Genomic DNA, 18,464 nt, shown 5'->3' with positions numbered 1-18,464 from the left:
TTATGTTAGCTGCTATATTCGTTGCCCTGGTGGCTGCCGAGCATTTGTATATATTGGCTATGGAAATGTTTTTGTGGACGAAACCTCGGACGCGCAAAACATTCAATTTGACACCTGAGTTTGCTGAGCAAACCAAGTCGCTTGCCGCCAATCAAGGATTATATAATGGATTTCTGGCCGCTGGCCTGATTTGGGGCCTTGTGCATCCGAATGCCGATTTCGGCTATCAAATCCAGCTGTTTTTCCTCATTTGCGTACTCGTTGCTGCTTTGTACGGCGGTCTTACTACTAAACGCTCCATCTTGGTTATGCAGGGGCTGCCTGCGCTAATTGCGCTGCTGCTTGTGCTGTTTACCTAGATCGAGCGGGCTGTAGAGCAACAACTTCCAGCTTTTGCTCAAGCAATCCAACGCATGCAACTGAAAAAAATCTCCAGCTTCGCTATAACAGCGACAGGCTGTAGATTTTTTTATGTTCATAAGCCGCATGATTAACTAATAATCGTTTCGCCGTCCTCTGGCACGAGGATTACGCCGCTTAGCCCTTTGCCTGCTGCATATTCGCGCAGTTCCGGTCTGGACAGCATGCAATGATTGACCGCCCCCATATGGGAGGAGATGATAACCGCCTGCGGCGCCGCGAGATGCGCAGCATATATATCTTCCTTCGTCATCAGAATGGGATCCCCTTGCAAAAATTGTGCCGCGCCGCCATTCACGACGATGACTGACGGTTCGTATTCCTTGATTGCCGCTTGCGTCTCCTCGCACCAAATCGTATCACCCGCCACATAAAGCGTCTGCTCCTGCGTATTCTGAAACACGATTCCCGACACCTCGCCCATACGCTCGCCGATTTCCCCTGTGCCGTGCCGTCCATAGGTTCGGCTGAGGCTGACTTCCCCGAGCTGTGCTGATGGTGTGAAAATCTGCACCTGCTCAAAGCCTTTCTCGCGAATCGCTGCCGCATCATGCTCGTTTTGGGCAAAAATCACCATGTCCTTCGGCAGAAGCTCCGCCGCAGCCCGATCAAAATGATCCACATGCAAATGCGTGACAATAACGGCATCAACAGGGAGCAGCTGCTCCGCTGGGAATGGCAGCTCGACCGTCGGATTAAACTGCTCTTGGTTAGCTGTATTGGGGAAAGGCGGATAGGTCCCCTTTGGCGCCAAGAAAGGGTCGATCAAAAAGGTATGGCCGCCGTAATTTATTTTCAAAGTTGCATTGCGGATTTGGGTCATTTGCATATGCTGTTCCTCCTTTAATCTTGCTCTTTAATAGGTTACTATCTAAAGAATGGCATGAACATAGAAGCAATCACTTAAATCGCACCAAATACTTGATTTTTGAAAGAGGTTGTCGCTTATGCTCAACGAGACTGCCTATTTTTTCCGTCAGCCTCATCCTGGTGATTATTAAGCTATAGTTCCCAGATAGAAATATGCTTCAATTTTCATTCGATGCTATCCAAAGACTTAATAAAATTTTTCTGATCCTTCGTAAATTGGTAACCCCTTTTCTGGTAAAGTCTATGTGCTTGCTCGCGACTTGGATGAGACAACAACTTGATGCCGGAATAACCCTCATCCCGCGCCCATTGCTCTAAATAATCCATTAACTTGCTACCAATACCCTGATTTCTGTAGCCTTCTTTTACTACAAAGCCTAAAACATTGATCAAAGGATCGGCAAATAGCAACTCATAGCGACTTCCATGGATATATCCAACAATCTCGCCATGTAGTTCGAAAACAAAAATCTTATCTTTTGTCTCTCGTGTAATGATTTCAATTTTTTCTTTGACTTTCTCTTCAGTAAAGCATGAAAGATAGGAGTTAAAATCTCTATTCAACAAGTAAATGTCTTGATAATCGGTTATGTGAATTTCCCTCACTAGGTATTCCATAATCCACTCCTTACACTTATTTTTTATTTCATCAGACAGGATTCAGCAAATATAGTTTGGTTGCTGAATATTTCCACAATACTATTGCGTTATCCTGCCGTTAGTTTAATGAAGTCCAGTCTAACATTTGCACTCATGCTGTAAATTGTAGTCGATACTCATTTGGCGTCTGTTGTTTTAATCTAATTTGGATTCGTTCATTATTGTAAAATCGAATGAACTCCTCAATACGTTGTTGAGCCTCGCTAATTGAACTAATATCGTTTGGTTTTGTAGCAGTGAATTCACGATCCAAGAGGTTTGGAGATACTCGGCCATCTGATTGCGCGGCTTGATAATTACTAAAGTAGGGACGTTTAGCACGAATAATTGATCTAATACCCATTTCTTGCATCAGACGCAATACTTTCTTATGATTCACCGTTTCATTGTACTGACGTTCTAACTCGCCTTGGATTCTCCTATAGCCGTAAATTCGCTCACGCTGTAGATAAATTGCCTTTATCCGCTGCTTGATTACGCCATCAGGGTCTGCTTGCTTACGCTTAAGATATCGATAGTATGCGCTCCTCCATACATCAAGTAATTCACATAGCAGAGTCACTGGGTAAAGATCAGATAACTCCTCGATAATTGCATACTTGCCTTTTACACCTCCCGTTTCCAGATTTCTAAGCACTTTTTTAGTACCGTATTCTCCCGTTGAAGTTGTTGGTTGTAACGATCCTTATCTATATACTCTTCTCGGCGACCTCTATTATCCAATAATCCGTATTCGCCTTGTTTCCTGAATTTATACACCCATTTACGAACTCTATCTTTATCTTGTATTCCATACTTTTCTGTAATCTGCTTGTACGTCCATTTATCCTCCTCGTGTAATCGTACCGCTTCTTTCCTTACTTCATTGGAATACAATTTATTCGTTTGCTCTCTTTTCCTCATAAAAATACACCCCTAAAGTATCATCGGTTTCCCATATGGGTTTTTCCAATGTCTACTATAAGGGGTGCACTTCAGTTCAAAATAAGGGCTTTTTATTAGTTGCAAGCTACAAAGTAGAGATATCAATAACGAATCGATAACGCACATCACTTTTGAGAACACGTTCATACGCTTCGTCAACTTGGTCTGCACGGATTACTTCAATCATTGGAGCAACGCCATGTTCCGCTGCGAAATCGACCATTTCCTGAGTTTCACGAATTCCGCCAACGAGGGAACCGGCAATGCTGCGACGGCCCATAATTAATGAAAACACTTGATACTGATCTGGTTCAGCCGGCGCACCAACATTTACAAGTGTTCCATCAATGCGAAGCAGAGATAAATACGCATCAACATCCAGATTTGCCGAGACGGTGTTTAAGATCAGATCAAAGCGGCCAGCTAATTGGGCAAATGTAGCGGGGTCACTTGTCGCAAAGTAATGATCGGCGCCAAATGCCAATGCTTCCTCTTTCTTATGATTAGAGCGGCTCAATACGGTAACTTCAGCACCCATAGCATGTGCAAATTGGATCGCTACGTGACCAAGACCTCCCATTCCCACAATGGCAACCTTCTTGCCTGGGCCAGCTTTCCAGTGCTTCAAGGGAGAAAATGTAGTAATGCCTGCACATAATAGCGGGCTTGCCACATTCATATCCAGACTGTCTGGTATACGGACAACGAACCCTTCCGTTACAACGATTTTTTGGCTATATCCACCGTATGTTGGATTGCCATCGTAGTCTAGCCCATTATAGGTATTGACAACACCTTTCGTACAATATTGCTCCTCGCCACTGAGGCAGTATTCGCATTGTCCGCAGGAGTCAACAAAGCAGCCAACGCCTACGCGGTCACCAACGACATATTTGGTCACTTCTGTTCCTACTGCTTCTACGACTCCGGCAATTTCGTGACCAGGAACCATCGGGAAGATTCCACCGCCCCATTCTCCGAATGCACTATGAATATCAGAGTGGCAAATGCCGCTAAACTTAATATCTATCAGGATATCATGGGGCCGTAATTCTCTACGCTCAATAGTAGTCTTTTCAAACGGTGCCCTTGCATTTGAGACACTTAGAACATGTGTCGTAGTCCTATTATTATCAATATTGCACATAAGCGATCACACAATCCTTTCCTACACATCCACTTATTTTTCATGCCTTTAAAATTCATAAGACCAGCTTAACCCTTAAAGTTGACTTTAAAGCAAGGGTTTTTCCCGAAAATTATTTTTCGTTAACTAAACGGGTTGCATTAAAGTGCACTTTAAGGTCTATAATAAAATGAATGAAATCGATCACCACTATTCGTAAATTGATGGAGGTTACAATGGCATTTTATATAAAAGAAGCAGCTGAAAAGGTAAACTTGCCTACGCATACACTCCGCTATTATGAACAAGAGGGTCTTTTGCCTTTTATAAAAAGAGACGAGCATGGAAATCGCATTTTTGACGACAACGATTTATTATGGTTGGATCTGATTGTATGTTTACGAAAAACGGATATTCCTCTTTCAGAATTGCGTGCGATTGTGGAATTAACAAAAGCAGGAGACAGCACAGCCTCAGAGCGCAAACAAATATTAGAAAAACATAAAGAGAAAATGATGGAGAAACAACGAGACTTGGATAACGCTTTTATAAAAATAAAAGAGAAGCTAGGATTTTACGATGAAATAGAAAAGAAATACAACGAAGAAAACATGCCATTCGAAGCTTAATGAAGAACTGCCTTAATACGATTTTGGTTGTAAAAAAGCCGTTTGCCCAATTATGTTGGGCAAACGGCTTTTTTCAGTATAAAGTTGGGATTTGCTTCGCAATCTAGTCTGGTATCGCAGCTGTCAGTTAAAAATGTTGCTTGACTTAAAGTCAACTTTAAACGTTATTATGACCTTGTTTAGCAAATAAAGAACAAAGGCAGGAGAAAAATTTTTGATGGATAAAAGAAATCGTTTCTTTATATTTATATTGACCCTAGGTGTTTTTGGCATCTTAAATACGGAAATAGGTATCGTCGGGATATTGCCTCTAATTGCTGATCACTTTCATGTCAGTGTATCCAAAGCAGGGCTGCTAGTCAGTCTGTTCGCCCTTGCTGTTGCCATATCGGGACCCACTATGCCGTTATTATTTTCGGGCATCAATCGCAAGAAGGCCATGCTGCTTGTACTAGGTGTCTTCGTTTTGGGTAACCTGGTCTCCATATTCGCTTCAAACTTTGCCATTCTAATCATTGCGCGTGTCATTCCAGCCTTTTTACATCCCGTCTATGTCACAATAGCTTTGACAGCAGCAGCTGCCTCCGTTAGCAAGGAGGAAGCTCCAAAAGCTACTGCCAAAATATTTATGGGAGTAACGGGAGGGCTAATACTCGGTGCGCCAATTTCTAGTCTTATTGCTAGTACAACTTCACTCGAAATGGCGATGTTGTTTTTTACGATCGTAAATGCGATAGCGTTTATTGCGATATTTCTATTTGTACCATCAATGCCCGTTAAGGAAAAACTCTCTTATGGCTCTCAAATACGTATATTAAAAAGAGCAATTATTTGGCTATCCATCGTTGGGGTTATTTTTATGAATGCAGCGATGTATGGAGTTAGCAGCTACCTTGCGGTGTATCTGGAGACCATCACGAATGTACCTGCGAAAACAATCAGTTTCATGTTATTCATATTCGGTGGTGCAAGTATAATAGGAAATATCGTCGCAGGAAAGCTGCTTACTAAAAACGCCTTAAAATCTGTAGCCTCTTTTCCATTCGTATTAGCAGCCGTTTATATCCTATTGCTGTTATTGGGACAATTCACTGGACCTATGGCTTTCACTCTTTTTGTGTTTGGAATAGTCGTGGCTTTAGGCAATAATATTAGCCAATATTGGATCACGTCTGCCGCTCCAGAAGCTCCTGAATTCTCAAATGGATTGTTTTTAACCGCTGGCAACTTAGGGGTAACAGCCGGGACGTCTATAGGAGGATTATTTATTTCGGGAATGGGTACACAATACGTTGTATTAGGTGGATTCTTATTTTTGATATTGAGTGTTGTATTTATTTTAATGAGAACCTACATGCATAGTCCAACAACAAAACAACTTTCCTCATAAACAATGAATATAAAAACAGCCCGCAAGCAGAAGACTTTTCACAAAAGTCCTTCTCCTTGCGGGCTGTTTTTTTCCTGGCAAGCGAAAGTTAGTTCAATCGGTTAACCAGCTTGAGCACCGCGTCGCGCGTCAGCTTGTTGCCGCCAGCAGCAATGAGGTTCACGGTTGCATGAGCCAGCGTGAGCGGAATCTTGCAGAAGCTTAGGGCTGGACCCTTCTTCAGTTCTGCGATATACGCATCCGCAACCTTCAGATTGCGGCGTGTATACGCCAGCATTTCCTTCGGCCCCCAGCCATCTGGATAAAAGTCCACGCCCCGCTCCAAATCCTCGTCGCGGTTGCGAAGAATATTGACGGCTTGCAGCCCACGGCCAAAAGCAACTGCCTTCACCGTATCCGATTTCGTTCCATCAAACCATAACCAGATTTCCGACAGCATCTCGCCTACCATCCCAGCTACGCTGTATGTATAACGGTCGAGATCCTCCTCCGTATGGATATGCCAGCCTTTCTCTACCCATTCCGCCATTTGCTTCGACATCATCGCAATATAACGATAGATGGTGCGGGCAACAGTCGACGGACATAGCTCCGCCCATTCATTTACCCGCATAGATACAGCCGGCAATACATCCTCATAGGGAGACAATAGCTTCTGTGTGGCTTCTGTTACATCAGGAGACTGGAAAGCTTCTTCCATTCCGATGAGCAGCTTGACTTTCAATTGGTCTGAGATGTCGTTATGATCCTCTATTTCATCAATAGCCCGCATACACAGATATGCAGCTGCTACAGCTTCCTTCAAGCCAGACTCCAGACGGCTGATAGGAATATAGAAAGTCCGGCTTGTTTGCTGCAGCATGGTCATAGCATCATTAAGGACGACGTTAGTAATGAGTGTTCCCTCCAAAAGTAGCTTCACATTTCTTATAATCATATCATACGACGCTTAACTTCCCAAATAAAAACCGTCCTATTATTGCCCGCTATCTATGACAGCAGCACGATATTCGGTATCATAGACGGCAAGGAATGGCGTTAAGCTCTCCAAGTGGCTGGCCTCGATATAAAGCACGCCTTTCGTTATAACCACTTTGCCCTCGGAATCTGGCTTAAGGCTCAGCGACCAATCGCCTTTATACAGCTCAGTGGTTTTCGATGCAGCATGCCAGTCCAGCCCAGCACCCCATGCTAAAAAGACGCTTCGCACCGGAATATACACTTTTTTCCCGCTCGTGTAAGGCGCAGGACCGCTGGTCAGCTGCTTGCCATCCAGCCAAAGCTGTACCGCTGCTCCCGCAGGCTTCAAATCAACGCCAGAGAGTAGATCCTCCGCATTACGAACAGGCTGCAATTGAGCCGGATTAACCGCCAGCGCCTTCACATTGCCATTGGGGGGATCGGAAATATACAGCTTTCCTGAGCGATAAAAAAGCCCCGTGGGCTGATTGAATTGGGCCTGATCCGCTGGACCGATCAGATCACCAGCATCACTTTTCCCAGCCAGCGTTGCAACTCGGCCATTCTCCATCACGGCACGAATCCGGTGATTGAGGCTGTCCGCTACGAACAGAACGCCACCCTCATATGCAAGCCCTCGCGGCCGATTGAAGCGCGCATCAGCAGCAGCCCCATTTTGATAGCCTCCCGTGCGATAGCCGGTTAAAGGATCGACTGCCGTCTTTTGCCCTGCAAGCGTCGCAACCTCTCCTTTATCTATTACCCTAATTACATGATTTCCACTATCCGCGATAAAAAGACGTCCGGCTTCGTCAAAAGCAAGTCCAGCAGGCTCGTTAAAACGCGCCTTCGCTGCTGCCCCGTCTACGTAATCACCCGTCTCTCCTGACGGTGCTTGTCCAGCAAATGTCGATACAGTGCCCTCCGGCGTAATCCGCCGAATAACATGATTAAGCGTATCGGACACATAAACGTTGCCCGCGGCATCAACCACAATACCCGTAGGCGAGTTAAAACGCGCCGTGCCCTGCTCGCCATCTGCATAGCCAGCTTCGCCGTTGCCCGCCAGCGTCGTCAGCTTGCCACCCGCAAATTTGCGAATAACATGATTGTCTGTATCGCTAATGTACACATTTCCTTTTGCATCCGTGGCAGCAAAAGAAGGCGTGCGGAACGCAGCGTTTGCCGCGTCCCCATCCACATACCCCGCTGCTCCGCCGCCGGCGGCAGCACTGAGCTTGCCCGCAGCGCCGTTCCAGCGGCTGATGTTATTGCTGCCCGCACTCACTACGAGCAGCTCGCCCCCGCTCGCTGCCGCCGTCACGCCCCATGGCTGCTTCAAGCCTTGCAGCTCATAGGTTACAGCCGCAGCGGCTGCCGTGTCCGCAGCAGCCGCTGCGGAAATGCTGACTTCGGCAGCGGCTCCTGTTTGCCTACCCGCTGCTGCCTCAGCGGCCGCAGCTGCTCCTCCTTGCGGCAGCAGCGATGTGACCAGCAGCGCGCTGAAGGCTAGCAGCATTCCTTTTTTGTTCATTGGATTTTCTCTCCCTATAAGTCCATTATAATGGTTTCGGCAAAATCAAAATTTCAATGAGGGCTGAGCTGACTTCTTGCCCATTTTGCATAATTAAGACTTCAACGAAATAACTTCCTGCATCCAAACGGTTATAGAAAGCTTCTGTTAGCGTAATCGTAGGGCCTCTGCCCGGCTCCTGCGCTATCGTATAATCCGCTGCATCCACGATTTTCGATCCAATCTCCGAGCTGCTATATAAGCGGACCTCCCCTAAGTCATCACCCAACGTATTAATTCGAATAACTGGGGGCTGAGGCATACTGCTGCCTCTGACATGCTTCACGTATCCCGGGCTGTAAGATACGCCAAATAAAGTGCCCTCAGGCGTTTGAAGCCTATCCGGCTGAGCTTTATCCTTTTCTGGATTTTTCAAGCTGTTTCCGGCAATCGTTATTAAAATTCCTGTGCCTCGCGGGACACCTTCAGCCAAATGGATCGACAGCTCCCAGCCCGATATTTCGACATATTCAAGCGGAAGCTTCCTGCTTAATTCTCCTTGCTCGTCATAAATCCAGAACTCTACTTGCTCTGCGAGTCCCTGATCGGGAAAAGCCTGCTCATTGTAAATAATCGTAGTCGTGAAGGGCAAAACAAACGTATGGTCATCTTTAATATAAAGGTCTCGATCGCTATTGAAGGCCTCCTCGTCAAAGTAAGGCAGGTCGCGCGAGTCCTCCACCGTTATATTCATGGTCAGATCAGCAACCTCTGTGCCGTCCAAATCCAGCGTAACCGACAACGTATAAGGCGCTGCTGCTGCATCCAAAGTTTCTAGCCACCCAGGTTCAAACGTGAAGGTGAAATGATTTTCCCCTCCCATTTGCGTGTAATACGCCACCTCGGAATCAAAAGCTACCGGGCCTTCTTCGTTCTCCAAAGTCATCGTCAAATTGGCATTGCTATAGCCAAGATGATAGACGAGAATATCGTCCATTACAGGCGTTACAATCAAGTTTTGTACATATCGAAGGTCCGTTTGGCTAAGTGCTGGTTTAAAATCAATATCATTGCCATCCCGGCCAAGCTCGGTAAAGTCCGCCTGTACTTCGTCCGTTTGAGCGTTTTTCAAATAATCGCCGCGTACAGATATATACAGTCTGGAATTGAGCGGAAGCTCATTAGCTAATTTTATAACCAAATTTTTGCCATCTAGCGTTGCGCTCTCTACTTCCCAGAAAAATTCCGGATTATTAATCGCAAAAATAACGCCGTCCAAAAGCGTCCGATCCGGATCTTCCTCCTGCTCATTGAAGGCAAGCAGCGTCGTGAACGGAACGACGATAGTCGTGCTATTTATGAAATAAGAATATGGATTGCCGTAAAAAGCGGCCGTATCCGCCGCAGGCGCCCCTTCATACACGACTGGCGTCGGTGTTGGTGGCGCTGTTTCTGTCGGCGTTTCTGTTGGTACTGGTGTTGGCGTCACGGCAGGTGTCGGCGTTGGCGTGCTTCCGCCCGAACCAGAACCGCTGCTTCCTCCACTGCTCGCTGGTACGCTAGAAGCGGGCTGAACATATACGATAGTTGGCTTGTTGAAAGGCTTCCCTTCCGCCTCTGCCGCCTTATCCTGCTCCGCTTGCTTTTGCTTCACCAGCTCGCTTATTTGCTGCTTAAGCGCCGCATTCGCTTCGGTGCCGGCCGCTTGCTCCAGCTCCTCCAGCAGCTTCTCCAGCGCGACGAGCGGCAGATCGCCCAGCACCAGCGTTCCTTTCGAGCCTTCACCTGCTTGATTCAGCTTGATTTGCTCATTTGCCAAAAGGGCCGCGATTCGCTCGCCAGCCTCTCCGGTGACGCTTACGACACCTTCGAGAACGCCGACATAGCTGCTATCCTGTTCATATGAAACAGCGAATTTAGTACCCATAACGCCCATTGTCGCTGTTGGCGTCTCGATTTCGAAGCGTGAATCGCCAGTGAGCTTCTTTTTCACCTGAATAACGACTGAACCGTTCTGGAGCGTCAGCTTCGTCTTGCCGCCAAGCGCGCTGGCGCTTTTGACCAGCTGGCTGATCAGCAGCGTCGTGTTCGCTCCAATCGTCACTTCCTTGTCGCTGTCGAGGTCCATGCTGACTTTGCCGTTGCTTCCTGTCTTAATCGTATCCCCCTGCGTAATCGCCATGCCCTTGAACGCACTGAAGCTTTTTGTGCCGCCGCCCTTCTTCACCTCGGCTTTACCCGAAACAGACGTCAGCTTGCCGACTTTATCGGTATCCTTCGCCCATGCAGCTGTAGGCAGCGCTACATAGCACACGACTAATAACACAAGCAGCCATTTGAAGCTTCTCATTTTAATCCCTCCAATTCATAAATGTGAATGCCCTGCTCCTTGCCCTTGACCTTTATTTCTCCAAGCGATTCCGCCAAAATGCGATCCTTGACCGCCTCATACGTCGACTCGCTAAGCACAATTTGTCCTGGCTTTGCATGGCTCTCCAGCCTGGCAGCCGTATTGATCGTATCGCCAATTGCCGTGTAGTCCATCCGCGTTTTGGAGCCGATGTTGCCAAAAACCGCAGGCCCCGTATGGATGCCGATTCCGAATTTCACGCCAAAGCCGAAGCGCTCGGTAAGCTTCTTCTCAAGCTCCACTGAGCCCTGCTTCATCGCCCATGCGGCGCGGACCGCTTTCATCGGATGATCGTCCAGCAGCAGCGGCGCGTTGAAGATCGCCATCGTTGCATCGCCAATAAACTTGTCCAGCGTCCCCTCTTGCTCAAAGATGCAGCTGGCGGTCAAATCCAAATACTCATTCAAAATTTCGACGATCTCCTCCGGCTCCGCCTTCTCCGACAGCGGCGTAAAGCCGCGAATATCGACGAACAGCACCGTCAGGACGCGCCTGCTTCCGCCGAGCTTCAAGCCGTCTTCGCCATTTTTCAAAATCTGGCTGACGACCTGCGGCGCCACATACCGGCCAAAAATATCCGTCACCCGCCGCCGCTCCACCAGCTCGCTTACATAGTTGAAAATAACGACCGCTAGACAGCTGGCTGCCAGCAGCGGCACCACATAACCAAGCGACAGCAAAATGCCTTGCCCATATAAATAACGTCCGCCTGCGATAAATACGGCGATAAGCACCGCAACCGACAGGAAAGACAGCAGCATATTGAGCTTCCGGAACAAATAATAGGCCAGCACTACGGCAGCGAGCAGCACGAGCGCATTCCATTTCCAATCCAGCTCCCGCTTAAAATTCTGCTCCATGAGCTGCTCGAGGATATTGGCATGAATTTCAACGCCGTTCATCGCCTGCTTATCGTTCATTGGCGTCAAATAATCATCGTTAAACCCGACAGCGTATGGGCCGATTAAGACGATTTTATCCGTAAAATAGTCCGCCGGAACGTCGCCGCTCAGCACGGCCGAATAAGAAATCGTCTCATACTGATCGGGACCGCCCGTATAGGCGATAGGGAAACGCTGAAAGCCGTCGAGCGGCAGCTTGGACGCATCTGCCTCCTTACCTAAACGCTGCATGTACAGCTTGTAAATTTCCCATGAAAAACTGTCTATTTGCTGGCCGTCTTTATTAAAAGAATACAGCGCCTTGCGAACGACCCGATCAGAATCGGTAATCGTGTTAATATGACCAGTCGCTGCGGCAGCCTCCTTCAAGCCTTCGAACGGCTCGGAAAGCGCCTCCGCTTCAATCGCGCCTAAGCGCGCAGAGTCGGAGAAGGTACCGTAGACAGGCAGAACGACATTGCCTGCTCTCGCAACCGCATCGACAAACTCGCTGTCCGACTCCTCATCCGAGCTCGTCGCAAAGGTTACATCAAATGCAATGACTGCCGGCTTGCCCTCGCTTAGCGTATCCACCAGCTGCGCATGCGCACTGCGGCTCCACGGCCAGGTGCCCAAATCCTCCAAGCTTTGATCGTCGACAGCTACGATGACGATTTGTGTATCAATCGGGCTTTCCCGCTGCATCACATGGTCCTGGAAATAAAATTCCGCCTGTGAAAACGTCCCCCGATATAGACACAGCAAAGCTAGCGCCGTCAGGACAGCCATAACATGCTTAAGCTTGATTTTCAATTGTGTTTCCCCTCTCAAAGCTGGCCGGATGACTGACTATGCGAGCAAGGGCAGCCGCTTCTATCTCTGTCTCATTTATCGTTTTAAATCTCTTGCTTTTATGTAAAATTATCCTGTCTTTCATTATAATTCAGAATTCGCCGCTTGGGCATGATCTGGCGCAAACTTTAGGAAAAAATATTAGCATTTCCCACTCAAAACACAAGAATAAACGGCTGACGCCGTCCTCTGGCGGAAAAAGCTCGTTTCGCGGTGAAATATAAATCAATTTATAAGCTCAAACTTATAAATTCTTATATATCAAAAAAGACCCCTGTCTACACAGGGGCCCTGCAAAGCTGCCGATCAGTCGCTCATTTAGGCTGCTTTTTTCATAAAATACGTGCTTCTATTTCTCTTTCGCGCGCTCGGGAAATATCCCATCCAAAATAGCATCGACGCTAAGAGGAAGATCCTCTCCCTTTAAGTACACTCCATTCTTGATCGAATAAGCCAGCATTTCCTTTATATTCTCCACGTACTCTTCCTCATTCGTTGCAAGAACTGGCAGCACGCCATAAAATGACAGCTCGGCAATGATCGCATCTCTCTCCTCTGCCAGCGGCTCAACATATTGGCGTGCCTCTGTGGTTTTCGGCGCGCTGCCTGTTGCTAATAGCAATTGCGCTTCCGGCAGCAAAGCAAGCAGCTCGTCAGACAGCTTTTTGGAGGACAAGTCTTCCTTACGCTTAACCTCCGCGGCTATTTGCCGAAATTGGACCCGCAATGCGGCAAGCCGCTCTATGTGAGCACGAATGGCTGCAATCTCAAACTGGGCCTTGTTTCTTTCCATCGCGTCGTCCTCATTATAAGGATGCATGTCTTCTGCCTCCGAAAAAAGCCGCTGCGCCTCGGAAAGGTCGCCCTCCTTAAGCACCTTGTCCCCCTGCCTGATCAAATCATTAGCCTGGTCTATAATGCTTGCAATCTCTTTTACTTTTCGCTTGGTCTCCTCATGCTCCGGGTCAAGCTTCAGAATTCTCCCATAGACCAATTCAGCAGATTCAAAATCCTTTCGCTCATACGCCGCATCGGCCGTTAGCATAAATTCTCCAATTTGCTGCTGTTTATACCTGTCCTCACAAGCTGTCAGCATCAACAGGCTTAGGACGGCAACGAGCACAGCCATCATATGGCCTCTTTTCCAATTCCCCACTATCTTTTCATCCTTTCTCCATATTCCTATGAAGTATATCGGATGAAGCTCGAAAATCTTGAATCAAGCGTTGTACTGCTGTAACGCAAACAGGCATCTTTCGCCATCGGTATGGCAGGAAAGATACCTGTTTGTGTTCTAGCAAGCTTCGCCTAGGTTAACCGCCTATTACAAATAGGCCAACGACTTGACGATGCTGCTTATGAAGGCTAGTTGGTCGAGCTTGGGACAGCGCTAGAGCTAGGACTGCCATTAGCGCCTGTGTCCGCAGCTTCATCCGCTAAAGGCTCAGTCAACGTATATTCAGCAGCACCAACCTTTACCTTGCTCGCTGCAAGCAGCTCCACATCCTCGCCTAAATCAATAACGACGCGGTTCGGATAATCGCTCGGGTTTGGCTGCGCTACGCTGCCAGCAGATCCTGGCTCGCTAGTTGCTGCTCCATCGGGGCTTGCACTGCTTCCACCGCTGGCGGCTGCATTGTCGCTGGCGCCAGCACTTGCATCCGGCGATGGCGATGCGTCGCCAGGACTTGCAGATGCCGCATCCGCATCCACCGTCCCAGCGGCTGCATTTTCTACATTGCCCGTATTGCCTGACGCTGCATCGCTGGTTGCTGTAGGAGTGGGCGATGGGCTATCGCCTGGGCTCGCGGAAGCATCGCTTTCATCCGTACCTGCTTCCGGAGTTGCCGCAGGAGCCGCCGTGCAGCTAGGAATGAACGTGAGGCCGCTGTATTCCTTGGTTTCTCTATCTGCTGCCACAACAGCCACCGTCTCTGGTGAAAAAGCGCTGCATATCGCAGCATCCGTGAAGCGGAATACGAGTGTCGTCGTTTGCTTGCCGTCAACACCTTCCTGCTTTGCCGCATACACGAGTGTATCCGGAATCGCCACTCCTGGAGTGGTCAAGCCTGGCCCATCCGTCGCACCTGGAAGATTGGCCCCTTCCTCAGGCTTATCCCCGCCACCAAGCGCAAGCAAGCCGCCAATGCCTACCATTAGAATGGCGAAGGCAATAATTATGGAGAAGAGGAACGGTTTGCGATTTTGCCGAAACAGCTTCGCCAGAGGCGAAGACAGATCCCCTCTCACCTGCTTGTAGACAGCTTGCAGCCTTGGGCCCGCCTTGGAAAAATACTGATTCCGATTCGCCCGGCTCTTGAAAGCATCGCGATCATGCTGCCTGAAATAATTCGTAATGGCGGTTGCATACGCAGGCACGAAGCCTCGCGGCCGCATAAAATCCTCATGGCGCTCCGACCAAGCGAAAAATTGATAAACGAGCTCTTTTTCCCCCGCGCTCTTGCGCAGCGTATCCAGCAGCCCTGCATAATCAATCGTCTCCATGTCCGAGCTGCGATAGAAGGCCAGCACGAGCTGCTCAAACCGCTCGGCTTTCATTTCCGAATCGACCGTCAGCATCCAGCGCCGTCCAAGCTGCTGGACGCGGTCGATTTCGACCGGGGACAGCTTTGCGAACAGGCTTGCCTTCGGCAGCGGTTTGAAGAACCAATCGTAAGCCGCTTTAATAATAAGCGCTGTCGACTTCTGCCTAGGATCAGTCAATTGAGCGTTCCACTGCTCTAGCCGATCCGCCTTCTCCAGAAAGCTGCCTTTGAGCAGCTCACGCTGCGACAGCCGGTCCAAATCAAGCTCCGTCAGCAGCGTCCGGTATGCAACAAGCTCCAGCTCAAACAGCCGGACGCCGATTCCCGCCGTCAAATGGTTCGTCTTCACACGGCCCTCGTCGCTGTCGAAAGCGGAAGAGCTCAGCTTGTCGAGCTGCTCATGCACTTGCTGGAACACCTGTACAGGCTGCGCCTCATCTATCAGCTTATCCTTAAGCTGCTGCCTGAAGAGCTTGTGAACGACATCATTATCGAGAATGGCTGGGAATTCTTTGCCCCATTTGCCCATGAAAATAATAATATCCTTCGCCGATCTTGTATCCCGCAGCTTGCCGTCCAGAAACGGGAGCAGCAGCCGTTCGAGCAGTGCTCCGTTCGCCAGCATTTTGCTGACAAAGTCCTTCAGCAGCAGCGGCTCGGCCTCCAAGGCTCCATAGTAGGCAGCCATCGCTTCCGCTTGGCCCTGCTGCTGTGCAGCGAGCAAGGAGCGGATGAAGAAATCGACGATTTTGCCGCCATTATATTTGCTGTCGATGTGGTAATAATCCTTAAAGCTCTCCGCAATGAACGGCTCAGGCACACGGCCGTCACGCACCGCATCAAACTCATAATCGAAGCGGGACAAAAATAAATCATTCATCCGCATGCGCTGCGTAAGCGCTCCTGTCGGCTGTAAATACTCCAGCATCCCGCGCAGCACGGCGCTTTTGTGCATTTCATACAGCTCGTCGCTGCCTTCCTCAACTTGGAACATAACGCTTAGCTCATGGTAAGAACCGAGTGCCATTAGCCGCTCCTGCCCCATGCCGCTAAGCATCTCCTCAGCGAACTGATAGAAACGCTCGGCACGGTCCGGCTCGTCCATAACGCTCCAAGCAAAATCCAAATAAGGGTGCTCTCCCTTATCCAAATCGACATTTAGGAAACGATCATTAACAAAATCAAAGGTGTAGTCCTTATCCGTATTGCGGTCGCCCGCCCGCAGGCTCCCCTTCTCAACGAAGGTGAGCTGAATCCCTTTGCGGCTTTGCGGTTCTTTGGAAAACGTCATGAAGCCCAACTGCTTGCGGAATGCATAAGGCAAGCTCGCATACAGCACCGCCAGCAGCGTCTTCGCTTGCTCCGACAGCTGCTGGACAGGCACATTCAGCGCCACATATACCTTCTTGCGTCCGCCAACGGCTGCCATAACGGCAAACAGCAGCTGCTTGAAGCGCTGCTCGCTAATGTTCAGCGCAGCGAGCGCCGCCCGCTGATTGGCAACGCCCGCAAGTCCAGCACCGCCGGCAGCAGAGCTAGCGGCTCCAGCCTCGCGAGGCGCCCAAGCGCCGCCCGCTGCTTGCGGCAGTGCCGCCAAATCGGGCAGCTCCATGCCCTGCTCAATATCGTAGCTGTCCACGAAGGCAGCGCCGAGGAAAGCTTTATAGCTATCTGGATCAGCATCCGCAATCGCGGCAGGAATGACGTAGTTGTGCGTGAAGAAGGCGCTGCGCAGCCCCGTAAAGTCAACGGCTTGATAGATGCTGCGGCCGACAACCGCCTCGCCGCTCTCCAGCCGCAGCACATACGCTGTTTCTGGATAAGCGGCGCCATCCTTCTCGCCGCTTGCGGCCAGCTCAGCTGGAGCGTCATAGACGCAAAGCGGATGCAGCTGCTTTTTCACAAACTGCTGATCCAGCCCTTCGGACTTGGCTACCGTGTCATAACCTTCCGTCGCCCGAAAAATGCCGCGGCGTTCCCGCGTATACAACTGCTGGCCAATAGTAGAGGTAGAATGCTTCACTATTCTCTTCTCCCCTCTATATAACCCAGCTTATACAGCAGCCATATAAATGGCTCATCAACGCGGATCGGGCTGACAACCGTCTCCATCTTCTGATTGACCGGATTGCTGCCGAGCGCCGATACCGCATAATAGGCTGTATCCTTAAAGTAAACGTCCATCGTCCCTTTAAACGGGCGGTCAACCTTCTCGATAAAGCGCCGCATTTCGCCATCAATGTTCTCAAACTCGGTTAAGTTGAAATAATTGCGATGCACCATATTGTGAAAAATGTTGCTGTTCGACTTAATATATTCGCCTTCCTCATCCTTGAGCGCGTGCAGCATGTCGCTCTTCGTCAAGACGACGGCGGTTGGAATATCCGTCTTGCTATTGTCCTGATACGCGATAAAATCCTTGAACATCGTCAGCACGACGTCCCTTGGCTCATCATATTGCGGAGCCCACTCGCCCGGCTTGTCGCCGTGGTTAATGCGCAGCTTCTCGCGGATAGAGCGGATTTGCAGCGGATCGACCATGAACAAAATGCCGGAGGAGTTTTTAATGTGCTGCCCATGCAGCCCCAAATAATCCTCCTCGACCATGCCCTCGCCCGCCACATCGAAAAACACCAGCGTCAGCGGCGGCTTGGACTCGTCACGGAAGACGAATTGAAAAATAAACGGCTCCTGCATTTTTTCCTTCTGCGTAGAAGCCAGCAGATCGCCGCGACCAAATAGCGGCTCCTCATAGTTCGTGCGGAACTTGCGGCTGATCTCCGCCGTAAGCGGCATGCACGCCGCGTTAAAATGATCGGCGGTCGTATTTTGCAGCGTATGTATGAGCGCTGTCATATACACCGATTTGCCGACCTGTGAAGCGCCAATAATCGAAATAATATTGCTCGGCACCTTGCCCGACGTCACCGGCAGCTCATTATGGCATTTCGGACACAGCCTTCTGCGCGTCAGCTCGCCGTAGCGGTCGTTCAAGCCGATCAGCACTTCGCCTGCATAGAGATGCTTCTCCTCCGGCACATCCTCGGGATGAATAACAGCCTCAATATCGTGGACAGAATCGAGCCCGAAGCGCTCTCTATAACGGTTCAGCTGCTCGTCCTCGCCCAGCGCATAATCCTCATCGTCCTCGCGGCTGTGCGTGGCACGAAATACGACATCTTCCGGTGCAAACTTGCTGAAGCAAAATGGGCATACAATATCATAAGAGCCTTGAAGCAGCTCTGCTTGCGGTTTTCTTTTTAAAAAGTCAAAAAAGCCCATG

General features: G+C 49.2%; 15 protein-coding genes. 3 read left to right on the top strand and 12 right to left on the bottom strand.

Annotation, left to right across the window (positions count from 1 at the left end):
* The first annotated feature begins 2 nt into the window (after nt 1-2).
* Nucleotides 3-359, top strand: coding sequence for a DUF1304 domain-containing protein (locus tag AC50Y5_RS22040; protein ID WP_056032024.1), 357 nt, complete (start codon nt 3-5; stop codon nt 357-359).
* Between the two features lie 131 nt (nt 360-490).
* On the opposite strand, the gene AC50Y5_RS22035 is transcribed toward AC50Y5_RS22040, so the two are convergent.
* The 5 genes from AC50Y5_RS22035 to AC50Y5_RS22015 all read right to left on the bottom strand — a co-directional run bounded on the left by AC50Y5_RS22035 (nt 491) and on the right by AC50Y5_RS22015 (nt 4,021).
* The gene (locus AC50Y5_RS22035; protein ID WP_494863754.1) at nt 491-1,249 is read right to left on the bottom strand and encodes an MBL fold metallo-hydrolase; all 759 of its coding nucleotides are present in this window, start codon (nt 1,247-1,249) and stop codon (nt 491-493) included.
* Between the two features lie 206 nt (nt 1,250-1,455).
* Nucleotides 1,456-1,908, bottom strand: a complete 453-nt coding sequence (locus tag AC50Y5_RS22030; RefSeq protein ID WP_494863752.1) for a GNAT family N-acetyltransferase — start codon at nt 1,906-1,908, stop codon at nt 1,456-1,458.
* 133 nt (nt 1,909-2,041) lie between these two features.
* A complete protein-coding gene (locus AC50Y5_RS22025; RefSeq protein ID WP_494863748.1) occupies nt 2,042-2,587 on the bottom strand; it encodes an IS3 family transposase in 546 nt (181 codons plus the stop codon).
* The gene (locus AC50Y5_RS22020; RefSeq protein WP_364142089.1) at nt 2,557-2,853 is read right to left on the bottom strand and encodes a helix-turn-helix domain-containing protein; all 297 of its coding nucleotides are present in this window, start codon (nt 2,851-2,853) and stop codon (nt 2,557-2,559) included. The genes AC50Y5_RS22025 and AC50Y5_RS22020 overlap by 31 nt, the downstream gene beginning before the upstream one ends.
* Before the next feature lie 106 nt (nt 2,854-2,959).
* Entirely contained in the window at nt 2,960-4,021 is a 1,062-nt protein-coding gene (locus AC50Y5_RS22015) for an NAD(P)-dependent alcohol dehydrogenase (protein ID WP_494863742.1), read from the bottom strand.
* Nucleotides 4,022-4,236: 215 nt separating this feature from the next.
* On the opposite strand from AC50Y5_RS22015, the gene AC50Y5_RS22010 reads away from it, so the two are divergent.
* Nucleotides 4,237-4,629, top strand: coding sequence for a MerR family transcriptional regulator (locus AC50Y5_RS22010; RefSeq protein WP_056032036.1), 393 nt, complete (start codon nt 4,237-4,239; stop codon nt 4,627-4,629).
* Nucleotides 4,630-4,846: 217 nt separating this feature from the next.
* Nucleotides 4,847-6,019 carry an MFS transporter gene (locus AC50Y5_RS22005; RefSeq protein ID WP_494863740.1) on the top strand — a complete coding sequence of 391 codons (1,173 nt, stop codon included), beginning with the start codon at nt 4,847-4,849 and terminating at the stop codon, nt 6,017-6,019.
* Nucleotides 6,020-6,107: 88 nt separating this feature from the next.
* Here AC50Y5_RS22005 and AC50Y5_RS22000 read toward each other — a convergent pair whose 3' ends face one another.
* The 7 genes from AC50Y5_RS22000 to AC50Y5_RS21970 all read right to left on the bottom strand — a co-directional run bounded on the left by AC50Y5_RS22000 (nt 6,108) and on the right by AC50Y5_RS21970 (nt 18,463).
* Nucleotides 6,108-6,887: a squalene/phytoene synthase family protein gene (locus AC50Y5_RS22000; protein WP_056033021.1), complete on the bottom strand. Its 780-nt coding sequence runs from the start codon at nt 6,885-6,887 to the stop codon at nt 6,108-6,110.
* 108 nt (nt 6,888-6,995) lie between these two features.
* On the bottom strand, nt 6,996-8,513 hold the full coding sequence (locus AC50Y5_RS21995) for an NHL domain-containing protein (protein ID WP_494863738.1): 1,518 nt from the start codon (nt 8,511-8,513) through the stop codon (nt 6,996-6,998).
* Nucleotides 8,514-8,538: 25 nt separating this feature from the next.
* Nucleotides 8,539-10,842 carry a FecR family protein gene (locus AC50Y5_RS21990; RefSeq protein ID WP_494863736.1) on the bottom strand — a complete coding sequence of 768 codons (2,304 nt, stop codon included), beginning with the start codon at nt 10,840-10,842 and terminating at the stop codon, nt 8,539-8,541.
* Nucleotides 10,839-12,596 carry a CHASE2 domain-containing protein gene (locus AC50Y5_RS21985; protein WP_494863735.1) on the bottom strand — a complete coding sequence of 586 codons (1,758 nt, stop codon included), beginning with the start codon at nt 12,594-12,596 and terminating at the stop codon, nt 10,839-10,841. The genes AC50Y5_RS21990 and AC50Y5_RS21985 overlap by 4 nt, the downstream gene beginning before the upstream one ends.
* 388 nt (nt 12,597-12,984) lie before the next feature.
* Complete coding sequence (locus AC50Y5_RS21980) at nt 12,985-13,791, bottom strand: hypothetical protein (RefSeq protein WP_494863734.1); 807 nt, start codon at nt 13,789-13,791, stop codon at nt 12,985-12,987.
* Between the two features lie 209 nt (nt 13,792-14,000).
* The gene (locus AC50Y5_RS21975; RefSeq protein WP_494863732.1) at nt 14,001-17,204 is read right to left on the bottom strand and encodes a GAP1-N2 domain-containing protein; all 3,204 of its coding nucleotides are present in this window, start codon (nt 17,202-17,204) and stop codon (nt 14,001-14,003) included.
* Nucleotides 17,204-18,463, bottom strand: a complete 1,260-nt coding sequence (locus tag AC50Y5_RS21970) for a TRAFAC clade GTPase domain-containing protein (RefSeq protein ID WP_099517533.1) — start codon at nt 18,461-18,463, stop codon at nt 17,204-17,206. Before AC50Y5_RS21970 ends, AC50Y5_RS21975 begins: the two co-directional genes overlap by 1 nt.
* Between the last annotated feature and the right edge of the window lies 1 nt (nt 18,464).

It is taken from the genome of Paenibacillus sp. JT22N7, from assembly GCF_059383875.1.
Note: the sequence above shows the minus strand (reverse complement) of the source record. Positions and strands in the feature narration are given on the sequence as shown.